This is a genomic window from Saccharothrix sp. 6-C (assembly GCF_016695385.1).
GTDB lineage: Bacteria > Actinomycetota > Actinomycetes > Mycobacteriales > Pseudonocardiaceae > Actinosynnema > Actinosynnema texasense.
The window spans coordinates 3049954-3062715 of record NZ_CP064192.1; the positions used below are offsets into that span (position 1 = coordinate 3049954).

Consider the following 12762-nt stretch of genomic DNA (forward strand, 5'->3'; position numbering starts at 1 on the left):
GGGTGGAGGAACGATGAGCAACGCGGACCTGCCCTCGCACCGACTCCCGGGCCTGCCGGCGGACCCTCCCGCCGACTTCCCCGAAGACGCCGTCGCCGTCGTCGGCATCGCGTGCCGCTTCCCCGGCGCCGCCGACCCGGACGCGTACTGGCGACTGCTGCGCACCGGCGGGGACGCGATCGGCTCCCCACCCGCCGACCGCGGCCTGCCGCCGTCGGTGCGCGGTGGTTTCCTCGACCGGGTCGACGGGTTCGACGCCGCGTTCTTCGGCATCTCCCCCCGCGAGGCCGCCGCGGTGGACCCGCAGCAGCGCCTGGCGCTGGAACTGGCCTGGGAAGCCCTGGAAGACGCCGGCATCGTCCCCCCGGGCACCCGCCGCCCGTCGCACGACCGGGTGATGAACGGCCGGGATGACAACCAAACGGGCCTCTCACAGCATGCCGTTGGTAACGGACGCGGCAACGGGGCAGACGAAGGCCACCCGCCCCCGGCCCGAGCGGAGTCGGACTCGGAACCGGGTTCGGACTCGGATGCCGACCCCGGCACGGGCACGAGTGCGGGTGTGGGTGCGGGTGCGGGCGCGCGCCCCAGCGCGGGCTCCGGCACCACCGCCGGCACCGGCACCAGTTCCGGCCCCGCTGCCGTCGGCGTCGGTTCCGGCACCGACGCGGGTTCCGGGGTCGGGGTCTACCTCGGCGCCATCTGGGACGACTACTCCCGGCTGGGTGGTGAGATCACCCAGCACACCGCCACCGGCGGCAGCCGGGGGATGATCGCCAACCGGGTCTCCTACCTGCTGGGGCTGGACGGGCCGTCGCTGGTCGTCGACACCGGCCAGTCGTCGTCGCTCGTCGCCGTGCACCTCGCGGCGGAGGCGTTGCGGCGCGGGGAGGCGACGGTCGCGCTCGCCGGCGGCGTGAACCTCAACCTGCACCCGGACACCTTCGAGGTGAACCGGAAGTTCGGGGCGCTGTCCGCCGACGGCCGCAGCTACACCTTCGACGCCCGCGCGAACGGCTACGTGCGCGGCGAAGGTGGTGGCGTCGTCGTGCTCAAGCCGCTGGCCGACGCGGTCCGGGACGGTGACCGCGTCCACGCCGTGCTGCTCGGCGGCGCGGTGAACAACGACGGCGGCGGCACCACGCTCACCGCGCCCTCCCGCGAGGGCCAGGAACGGGTGTTGCGCAGCGCGTACGCGCGGGCCGGGGTGGACCCGGGGTCGGTGGCGTTCGTCGAGCTGCACGGGACCGGCACGCCGGTCGGCGATCCCGTCGAGGCGGCCGCGCTGGGCGCGGTGCTCGGCGCCGGGCGGGACGAGGCGCTGCCGGTCGGGTCGGCGAAGACCAACATCGGGCACCTCGAAGGGGCGGCGGGCATCGCCGGGCTCATCAAGGCGGTGTTGTGCCTGCGGGAGCGGGAGTTGGCGCCGAGCCTCAACTTCGCCACACCCAACCCCGCGATCCCGCTGGCGGAGCTGCGGCTCCGGGTGAACGACCAGGTGCTGCCGCTGGCGGGCCGGGTCACGGCCGGGGTCAGCTCGTTCGGCATGGGCGGCACGAACGCGCACGTCGTCGTGGCGGCGTGGGAAGACGCGCCGGTCGAGGTGACCAGGCCCGGCGAGCAGCGCGAGCGCGCCGCCGGGTCGGAGACAGAGACAGAGACGGGGACGGGGACGGGGACGGCTGCCGAGGCGGCTCGGTGGCCGGTGCCCGTGCTGCTGTCCGGGCGGACGCGGGAAGCGTTGGCGGCGCAGGCGGAGCGGGTGGCGGGAGTCGGGGCGGACCTGGCGGACGTGGCCCATTCGCTCGCCACCACCCGCACGCACTTCGAGTACCGCGCGGTCGAGTGGGTCACCGAACCGGGCGCGCTGCGCGGGTTCGACGCCGCGGGCCGCGGGCCGGTGGTCGACGGCGGGTTGGCCGTGCTGTTCACCGGTCAGGGCAGCCAGTGGGCCGGGATGGGACGGGCCCTGCACGCGCGGTTCCCCGTGTTCACCGAGGCGTTCGACGCCGTGTGCGCCGGGTTCGACCTCGGGCGGCCGCTGAAGGACGTCGTGTTCGGCGAGGACGACGAGCTGCTCGCCCGGACGAAGTTCACCCAGGCCGCGCTGTTCGCGTTCGAGGTCGCCCTGTTCCGGCTCGTGGAGCACCACGGCGTCACCCCCGACTTCGTGATGGGTCACTCGATCGGCGAACTGGCCGCCGCGCACGTCGCCGGTGTGCTGAGCCTCGCCGACGCCACCGCGCTCGTCACCGCCCGGGGCTCCCTGATGCAGGCCCTGCCGGCCGGCGGCGCGATGGTGTCCCTCCAAGCCACCGAGGACGAGGTGCGCGCCGCGCTGGAGGACGGCGTGGCGATCGCCGCCGTCAACGGCCCCGCCTCCACCGTCGTGTCCGGCGACGAGGCCGCGGTCCTCGCGGTCGCCGCGAAGTTCGCCAAGGTCCGCAGGCTCAACGTCAGCCACGCCTTCCACTCGCACCTGATGGACCCGGTGCTGGCCGAGTTCCGCCGCGTCGCCGAGGGCCTGACGTTCCACCCGCCGCGCATCCCGGTCGTGTCCAACCTGACCGGTGGCGTGCCGGGCGCGGAGATCGCCACCGCCGACTACTGGGTCCGGCACGCCCGCGAGGCCGTCCGGTTCTTCGACGGCCTCCGCTGCCTGGAGGACCGGGGCGTCCGGACGTTCCTGGAGCTCGGCCCCAAGGCCGTGCTCGCGGTGATGGGCCGGGACTGCGTGCGGCGGCCCGAGTCGGCGTTCGTGGCGACCGCGCGTGCCAACCGGTCCGAGACCGACGCGGTGCTCAACGCCCTCGGCGACCTCCACGTGCGCGGCACGCGCGTCGACTGGACCGGGTTCACGCCCGGCCGTCGCGTCGCCCTGCCCACCTACCCGTTCCAGCGGAGCAGGCACTGGCTCGGCGAGACCGCCGACGAACCGACCCGCACCGCCGCGGTCGAGGACGTCGAGGCTCTGGTGCGCGACGAGATCGCCAAGGTCCTCGGCGCCGACCCGGCGTCGGTCGAGTTCGGCCGCACGTTCCAGGCGTTGGGCTTCGACTCGGTGATGGGCGTGGAGCTGGGCGACCGGCTCACCGCGGCCACCGGCGTCCGGGTGCCCGCCACGCTGGTGTTCGACCACCCGACCGCCGACGCGGTGACGCGGTTCCTGAAGGCCGAGCCGCAGGGCGAACCCGTCCGCCTGACCGCGAACGCCGACCAGGACGACCCGATCGCCATCGTCGGCATGAGCGTCCGCCTCCCCGGCGGCATCGACAGCCCCGAGGACTTCTGGCGGCTGCTGGACGAGGGCGGCGACGCCATCGGCACGTTCCCGGCCGACCGCGGCTGGGACCTCGCCGCCCTGCACGACCCCGACCCGGAACACCTGGGCACCTCCTACACCCGGCACGGCGGCTTCCTCGCGGACGCGGCCGGCTTCGACGCCGACTTCTTCGGCGTCTCCCCGCGCGAGGCGCTGGCGATGGACCCGCAGCAGCGGCTGTTCCTGGAGACCTCCTGGGAGGTGTTCGAGAGCGCGGGCATCGACCCGGAGTCGTTGCGCGGCAGCGACACCGGCGTCTTCGCGGGCGTCATGTACCACGACTACGGCACGGGCAACGCGGCCGCCGGCCTGGAGGGCTTCCGGATGACCGGCGGCGCGGGCAGCGTCGTCTCCGGCCGCGTCGCCTACACCCTGGGCCTGGAGGGACCGGCCGTCAGCGTCGACACGGCGTGCTCGTCGTCGCTGGTCGCGCTGCACATGGCGGTGCGCGCGCTGCGCGGCGGCGAGTGCTCGCTCGCGGTCGCGGGCGGTGTCACGGTGCTGGCCTCGCCGTTCACGTTCGTCGAGTTCTCCCGCCAGCGCGGGCTCTCACCGGACGGCCGCTGCAAGTCCTTCGCCGCGGCGGCGGACGGCACCGGCTGGGCCGAGGGCGTCGGCACGGTGCTGCTGGAACGGCTGTCCGACGCCCGCCGCCACGGCCGGCGGGTCTTGGGCGTCGTGCGCGGCACGGCGGTGAACCAGGACGGCGCCTCCAACGGCCTCACCGCGCCCAACGGCCCGGCGCAGCAGCGAGTCATCCGCCAAGCCCTCGCGGACGCGGGCCTGCGCCCCTCCGACGTGGACGCCGTCGAGGCGCACGGCACCGGCACCCGGCTGGGCGACCCGATCGAGGCGCAGGCGCTGCTGGCCACCTACGGCCAGGACCGCGCGGAGCCGCTGTGGCTGGGCTCGGTCAAGTCGAACATCGGCCACACCCAGGCCGCCGCCGGTGTCGCGGGCGTGATCAAGACCGTGCTGGCCATGCGCCACGGCGTCCTGCCGCGCACCCTGCACGTGGACGAGCCGTCGCCGAAGGTGGACTGGGCCGCGGGCCGGGTCGAGCTGCTCACCGACGCCCGGCCCTGGCCGGAGGTCGACCGGCCGCGCCGCGCGGCGGTGTCGTCGTTCGGCATCAGCGGCACCAACGCGCACGTCATCGTGGAGCAGGCGCCGGTCGAGGAGGAGGAGCACCACGACCTGACCGGCCTCCCGCTCGTCGTGTCCGCCCGCACCCCCCTGGCTGCCGCGGCGCAGGCGGACCGGCTGACCGCGTTCCTGGCCGATCACCCCGGGCAGCGCGAGGTCGACGTCGCCCACACCCTCGCCTCCCGCGCCGCCATGCCGCACCGGCTGGTGCTGCGCGACGGCCGGGAGATCGCGAGCGGCACCGCCGGCGGCAAGCTCGCGCTGCTGTTCACCGGGCAGGGCAGCCAACGCCTCGGCATGGGTCGTGAGCTGCGTGAGCGCTTCCCGGTGTTCGCGTCGGCGTTCGACGCGGCGTGCGCGGCGCTGGACGCCGAGCTGGACCGGCCGCTCAAGGACGTCGTCGACGGCGACCAGGACGCCCTGGACACCACCGCCTACACCCAGACCGCGCTGTTCGCGTTCGAGGTGGCCCTGTTCCGGCTGCTGGCGAGCCTCGGCGTCGAACCGGACTTCGTGGCGGGCCACTCCATCGGCGAACTGGCCGCCGCGCACGTGGCCGGGGTGCTGAGCCTGCCGGACGCGGCCGCGCTCGTGGCGGCGCGCGGCCGGCTCATGCAGGCCCTGCCGGCCGGCGGCGCGATGGTCTCCGTCCTCGCCACCGAGGCCGACGTGCGCGCCGCGTTGGAGGACGGCGTGGCGATCGCGGCGGTCAACGGGCCCGCGTCCACGGTCCTGTCCGGCGAGGAGCGGGCCGTCCTGCGGGTCGCCGCGCGGTTCGCCAAGAGCAGGCGGCTCCGGGTGAGCCACGCGTTCCACTCGCCGCTGATGGACCCGATGCTGGCGGACTTCCGCCGCGTCGCCGAAGGGCTGACCTACCACGCGCCGACCGTGCCGGTCGTCTCCAACGTCACCGGACAGCCCGCCGGCGACGAGATGCGCACCCCGGAGTACTGGGTGCGGCACGTCAGCCGGGCGGTCCGGTTCGCCGACGGCGTCCGGGCCCTGCGGGAGGCGGGTGCGACCACGTTCCTGGAGGTCGGGCCGGACGCCGTGCTCACCGGCATGGGACAGGACTGCCTGCCCGACGACGAGGTCGGCTTCGTGCCCGCGCTGCGCCGCGACAAGCCCGAGGCCGCCACCCTCGTCGACGCCCTGGCCAAGGTCTGGGCCCGGGGCGTCCCCGTGGACTGGACCGCGCTGCTGGCGCCGCTGCGGCCCAAGCCGGTCCAACTGCCCACCTACCCGTTCGAGCACCGCCGGTTCTGGCTCGCCGCGCAGAGCGGCGACCGGGCCACCGGGCACCCGCTGTTCGGCACGGGCGTCCCGCTGGCCGCCACCGACGGCCTCGTGCGCACGGCGCAGCTGTCCGCGGCGAAGCACCCGTGGCTCGCCGACCACGCGATCATGGGCACGGTCGTGGTGCCCGCCGCCGCGATGGTGGACCTCGCCCTGGTCGCCGCCGACGAGCTGGGCTGCGCCGGGATCGAGGAGCTGACCCTCGAAGCGCCGCTGGTGCTGCCCGAGCAGGGCGCGGTGGACGTGCAGCTCACCGTGGACGCCCCGGACACGGCCGGGTCGCGTGCCTTCCAAGTGCACTTCCGCTCCGGTGACGAACCGTGGACCAGGCACGCCCAAGGCGTCCTCGGCGCCGTGCCGCAAGCGCCGGAGGCGCCGGCCGCGGCCTGGCCGGCGGACGCCGAGCCGGTCGACCTGGCCGGCTGGTACACCGACCTGGCCGACGGCGGCTTCGACTACGGCCCCGCGTTCCAGGGCCTGCGGTCGGCCCGCAAGCGCGGTCGCGAGGTGTTCGCCGAGGTCGAGCTGACCGAAGGCCTGGACGCCGCGCGCTTCGCCCTGCACCCGGTGGTGCTCGACGCCGCGCTGCACGCCATCGGCCTCGGCGCGCTGCCGCCGGCGCCGGGCCGGACCCGGCTGCCGTTCGCGTGGAGCGGCGTCCGGCTGCACCGGGCGGGCGTCGCCGCGGCCCGGGTGCGCGTCGCGCCGGTCGCCGACGACGCCGTGTCGATCCTGCTGACCGACGAGCACGGCGCGCCGGTGGCGTCGGTCGGGTCGCTGACCGTGCGGGAGGTGTCGCCCGACCGGCTCGTCCGGGCCGGCGATGCGCTGCTGGAGGTGACGTGGACGCCGAGCCCGTCGGGCGGTCGGACCGGACCCGTCGAGGTCCGGCGGCTCGCCACCACCACCGGCGACGTCCCGCGGGCCGTGCGGGCGGCCGTGGACGAGGCGCTGGAAGTCGTGCGGGAACGGCTCGCCGGCGACGACGAGGCGCCGCTGGTGCTGGTGACCCGCAACGGCACCGGGGACGCGGTCGACCTGGCGCACGCCGCCGTGTGGGGCCTGGTGCGCTCGGCGCAGACCGAGCACCCCGGGCGGTTCGCGCTGCTGGACACCGACCGGGACGTCACCGACGACGAAGTGGCCGCGTTCGCCTCCTCCGGTGAGCCGCAGCAGGCGCTGCGCGGGGACGTCGTGCTCCGGCCGCGCCTGGCCGCCGCCGTGCGCAGGCCCACCGACCGCACCTGGGACCCGGAGGGCACGGTCCTGGTGACCGGCGCCACCGGCGCCCTGGGCGCGCTCGTCGCCCGGCACCTGGTGGGTGAGCACGGCGTGCGGCGGCTGCTGCTCGCCTCGCGGCGACCGCAGGACCCGGTGCTGGTCGCCGAGCTGACCGCCAACGGCGCGGACGTGCGCGCGGTCGCGTGCGACGTGTCCGACCGCGACGGCGTGCGGGCACTGCTCGCCGGCGTCCCCGCCGAGCACCCGCTCACCGCCGTGGTGCACGCGGCGGGCGTGCTGGACGACGCGCCGATCGGGTCGCTGACCCCGGCGCGCGTCGACACCGTCCTGCGCCCCAAGGTCGACGCCGCGTGGCACCTGCACGAGCTGACGCGCGAACTGGACCTGAAGGCGTTCGTGCTGTTCTCCTCCGCGTCCGGCGTGGTCGGCGCGGCGGGACAGGCGAACTACGCGGCGGCCAACTCGTTCCTCGACGCCCTGGCCCGGCAGCGCGCCGCCGCCGGTCTGCCCGCGACCTCCCTGGCCTGGGCGCCGTGGGCGGAGCTGGGCATGGCGGGCACGCTCGACGAGGCGCACCTGAACCGGCTCGCCCGGATCGGCATGTCGGCGTTGTCCACGACGGACGGCCTCGCCCTGTTCGACGCCGCGCTGGCGCTGGACAACCCGGAGGTCGTGCCGCTGCGGGTGGACCCGGCGGTGCTGCGCGACCAGGGCGAGGACCTGCCGCCGCTGCTGCGGGGTCTGGCGCCGGCCCGACCGCGCAAGGTCGAGCGGACCGCGCCGGACGTCGCGTTCGGCGACCGGCTGGCGGGCATGTCGGCCGCCGAGCGGGTCAAGGCCGTGCTGGACCTGGTGCGCGCCGAGGTGGCGAAGGTGCTCGACCACCCGGACCCGGCGGGCGTGGACGTGCGGCGCGGCTTCAAGGAGCTGGGCCTGGACTCGCTGACGTCGGTGGAGCTGCGCAACCGGCTCAACCGGGCGTCGGGTCTGCGGCTCTCGCCCACGGTCATCTTCAACTACCCGACACCGCGCGAGCTCGCCGAGCACCTGCGCGCCGAACTGCTCCCCGAGGTCGAGGAGCAGGAGCACACCACCCCGCCCGTCGAGCGGGTCGACGGACCGGACGTCGACGCGCTGGACGTGGCCGACCTGATCCGACTGGCCCGCGCCAGCATCGAGGACTGAGCCCGCCGGCAGACCGGCGGAGTAGTGGGGAGTGGGATGACGAACACCGAAGCCGTGGTCGCCGCGTTGCGCGACTCGGTCAAGGAGATCGCCCGGTTGAAGGAGGTCAACGCCAGGCTGGCCGCGTCGACCGGGGAGCCGATCGCGATCATCGGGATGACCTGCCGGCTGCCCGGCGGCATCGCCTCGCCGGAGGACCTGTGGCGGGCGGTCGAGGCGGGCGCCGAGGGCGTCGGCGGCTTCCCGGCCGACCGCGGCTGGGACCTCGCGCACCTCTACGACCCCGACCCGGCGCGGACCGGGACGTCGACCTCCGACCAGGGCGGGTTCCTGTACGAGGCCGCGGAGTTCGACGCCGCGTTCTTCGGCATCTCGCCGCGCGAGGCGCTGGCCATGGACCCGCAGCAGCGGCTGCTGCTGGAGGCGTCCTGGGAGGTCGTCGAGCGGGCCGGGATCGACCCGCTGTCGCTGCGGGGCAGCCGGACCGGCGTCTTCGCCGGGCTCATGTACCACGACTACGCCACGGGGATGACCGAGCTGCCCGAGGGCATCGAGGGCCAGCGGCTCACCGGCGGCGCGGGCAGCGTGCTGTCCGGCCGGGTGTCGTTCACCCTCGGGCTGGAAGGCCCGTCGCTCACCATCGACACGGCCTGCTCGTCGTCCCTGGTGGCCTTGCACCTGGCCGCGCAGTCGCTGCGGGCGGGGGAGTGCTCGCTCGCGTTGGCGGGCGGCGTCACGGTCATGTCCACACCGGCGACGTTCGTCGAGTTCTCCCGCCAGCGCGGCCTGTCGCCGGACGGCCGGTGCAAGTCGTTCGCCGCGTCGGCCGACGGCACGGGCTGGGCCGAGGGCGTGGCCGTGCTGCTGGTGGAGCGGCTGTCCGACGCCGAACGGCTCGGCCACGACGTGCTCGCCGTGCTGCGCGGGTCGGCGGTCAACCAGGACGGGGCGTCCAACGGGCTCACCGCGCCCAACGGCCCGTCGCAGGAACGCGTCATCAAGGCCGCGCTCAAGGGCGCGGGCCTGACCACCGCGGACATCGACCTGATCGAGGCGCACGGCACCGGCACCCGGCTGGGCGACCCGATCGAGGCGTCCGCGCTGCTGGCCACCTACGGCCGCGGCCGAGCCGAGCCGGTGTGGCTGGGTTCGGTCAAGTCGAACATCGGCCACACGCAGGCCGCCGCCGGCGCGGCCGGGGTCATCAAGGTGGTGCAGGCGATGCGGCACGGCGTCATGCCGCGCACCCTGCACGTGGACGAGCCGTCGCCGTTCGTGGACTGGGAGGCCGGCGGCGTGGCGCTGCTGACCGAGTCCCGGCCCTGGCCCGCGGGCGACCGGCCCCGGCGCGGCGCGGTGTCGTCGTTCGGGATCAGCGGCACCAACTCGCACGTCGTGCTGGAGGAGTACCGACCCGCCGGGGACCGGCGGCAGCGGGAGGCGCCGCCGGCGCCGCGGGTCGTGCCGTTCGCCCTCGCGGCCAAGAGCCCGCAGGCGCTGCGGGCGCAGGCGGCGCGGCTGCGCGAACACCTCGACGCCCGACCCGACGCGACCCTGCCGGACGTGGGCTTCTCGCTGGCCACCACGCGCGCGGGCCTCGACCACCGGGCCGTCGTGCTCGCCGGTTCCCGCGACGAGCTGAGCGCCGCACTGGCGGCGTTCCCGGCCGGCGCGGCGCACGGCGAGGCGACCCGGGGCGGCGGGCTCGCGGTGCTGTTCACCGGGCAGGGCAGCCAGCGCCCGGCCATGGGCCGCGACCTGCACGCCGCGCACCCGGTGTTCGCCGCCGCGTTCGACGAGGTGTGCGCGCTGCTGGACCGCGACCTGGACCGGCCGCTGGCCGAGGTGGTGTTCGGCGACGGCGACCTGCTCGACCAGACCCGCTACACCCAGGCCGGTCTGTTCGCCGTCGAGGTGGCGCTGTACCGGCTGGTGGAGAGCCTGGGCGTGACCCCGGACTTCGTGGCGGGCCACTCCATCGGCGAGCTGGTCGCCGCGCACGTCGCGGGCGTGCTGTCGCTCCCGGACGCCTGCACGCTGGTCGCCGCGCGCGGCAGGCTCATGCAGGCGCTGCCGACGGGCGGCGCGATGGTGTCCGTGCTGGCGTCGGAGGAGCAGACGGCCGACCTGGTGTCGGACCGGCTCGCGCTGGCCGCGGTGAACACACCCGGCTCGGTCGTGCTGTCCGGTGACGCCGACGCGGTGGCCGAGGCGGAGGCGGAGCTGGCGGCGCGCGGCCACAAGACCCGGCGGCTGCGCGTCAGCCACGCGTTCCACTCGCACCTGATGGCGCCGATGCTCGACGAGTTCCGCCGGGTCGCCGCCGGCCTGGCCTTCCACGCGCCGGCCATCCCGATCGCGTCGAACCTGACCGGCGGCGCGGTGCCGGTCGAGGAGATCACCTCACCGGACTACTGGGTGCGGCACGTCCGCGAGGCGGTGCGGTTCGCCGACGGCGTGCGGTGGTTGCGCGGCGAGGGCGTGACGACGTTCCTGGAGCTGGGCCCGGACGCGGTGCTGACCGCCATGGGCCGCGAGACCCTCGCCGACGACCCGGAGGTGGGGCTGACCGCCGCGCTGCGCCGCGACAAGGACGAGCCCCGGACGTTGCTGACCGCGCTGGCCGAGGCGCACGTGCGCGGCGTGGACGTGCGGTGGGACCGGCTGCTGCCCGGCGCGCGGCGGGTCGACCTGCCGACCTACCCGTTCCAGCGGGAGCGGTACTGGCTGGCCGCCGAGACCGGCGGCGCGTCGGAGACCTGGCGCTACGAAGCCGCCTGGACCGCCCTGCCCGAGCTGCCCGCGCCGCTCACCGCTCGCCGGTGGCTGGTGCTGCTGCCGGCCGGCGGCCACGGCGCCGAGGCGTTCGTCGAGGCCATGGCCGCGAGCGGGCTGCGGACCGTCGCGGTCGTGGTCGACGCGGCGTCCGTCGACGGCGTGGCGCTGGCCGAGCGGCTCAGGACCGTGGACGGGCAGCCGTTCGACGGCGTGCTGTCGCTGCTGGCCTTGGACGACCGGCCGGGCGCCGCCGTGACCGGAACGCTGGCGGTGCTCCAGGCGGCGGCCGTGCTGGACTGGGAGTCCCCGGTGTGGGCGGCCACGCGTGGCGCGGTCACGACCGGAGACGGCGATCCCGCCGCCGACCCGGCGCAGGCCCAGGTGTGGGCGCTGGGCCGGACGGCCGCGCTGGAGCTGCCCCGCCAGTGGGGCGGCCTGGTGGACGTGTCCGACGAAGCGGGCTTGGCGGCGCTGCCCGCCGTGCTGGAGCACGCCGGGGACGAGGACCAGGTCGCGATCCGCGGCACGGACGTGCTGGCCCGCCGCCTCGTGCGGGCGACGGCGGACCGGGCCGCGGGCGACCGCTGGGCACCGCGCGGCACGGTGCTGGTGACCGGGGCCGACGAGGCCATCGCCGCGCCGGTCGCCCGGTGGCTGGCCGGCGCGGGCGCCGAGCACCTGGTGCTGGTCACCGCCGACGGCTCGACCCCCGCCTTCGTGGCGGACCTGGCCGGCGTCGGGGTGACGGTGACCCCGCGGGTCGACCCGCTCGCGCTGCCCGTGGATGCGGCGGTGCACATCGCGCCGGTGGGCGGCACCACGCCGCTCGCCGACCTCGCACCGGCGGACCTCCTCCCACCCCGGTACGTGCTGGACGGTTCGCTCGACGCGTTCGTGGTCCTGACCTCCATCGCGGGCGTCTGGGGCAGCGGCGGGCAGGGCGCCGCCGGTGCGGCCAGCGCCTACCTGGACGCGGTCGCCGACGGCGTGCGGCGCGGCGGCGGGAAGGGCATCTCCCTCGCGTTCGGCCCCTGGGCGCTCGACGCGGACACCGGCGAGGAGGTCGAGCGCCGCGACCGGCTGGCCCGGCTCGGCCTCGTCCCGATGGCCGCCGACCGGGCGGTCGCGGCGTTGGCCGACGCGGCCACCCGCGGCGGCGCGAACCTGGTCGTGGCCGACGTCGACTGGGCCCGGTTCGCGCCCGCCTACACCGCCGCCCGCCCCAGCCCGTTCTTCTCGGCGCTGCCCGAGGTCGGGAAGGCGCTGGCGACGGACGACGGCGACGGCGGCGGGAGCCTGGCCGAAGCCCTCGCCGGGATGACCGACCCCGAGCGCGAACGGCACCTGCTCGGGATCGTGCTCACGGAGGTCGCCGCCGTCCTCGGCCACGGGTCGGGTGACGCCGTCGAGCCGCGCAAGGCGTTGCGGGAGCTGGGTTTCGACTCGCTGGCCGCGGTGTCGCTGCGCAACCAGCTGGCCGCCGTGACGGGCGTGCCGCTGCCCACCACGCTGGCGTTCGACCACCCGACGCCGCTCGCGGTCGCCGAGTTCCTCGCCACCCAGGTCACGCCGCAGGCGCCGACCGTGTCCGTGGACGAGCAGTTGGACAAGCTGCGCGCCGCCCTGGCCGCGGCGCCCGACGAGCACGCGCGGGCGGCCCTGGTGGGCCGGCTGCACGACTTCCTCACCGAGCTGACCTCGACGCCCGCCGCCACCGCCGTCATCGGCGACGACACCAGCGACGAGGACCTCTTCGCCCTGCTCGACACCGAACTGGGCTGACCGGCCGCGAC

The 12762-nt window shown here is 76.0% G+C and carries 1 protein-coding gene and 1 pseudogene; both read left to right on the forward strand.

The features are described from left to right. Positions 1-13 precede the first annotated feature (13 nt). Positions 14-8191: a type I polyketide synthase gene (locus IOD16_RS13460; protein WP_201440318.1), complete on the forward strand. Its 8178-nt coding sequence runs from the start codon at positions 14-16 to the stop codon at positions 8189-8191. A gap of 45 nt (positions 8192-8236) precedes the next feature. Then, a pseudogene (locus IOD16_RS41225) lies at positions 8237-12751 on the forward strand (beta-ketoacyl synthase N-terminal-like domain-containing protein); the annotation flags it as partial. Positions 12752-12762: the final 11 nt, after the last annotated feature.

What these genes read in the sequence shown, in the direction of transcription:
- IOD16_RS13460 (WP_201440318.1), top strand. Translation starts at nt 14, where the DNA reads ATGAGCAACGCGGACCTGCCCTCGCACCGACTCCCGGGCCTGCCGGCG.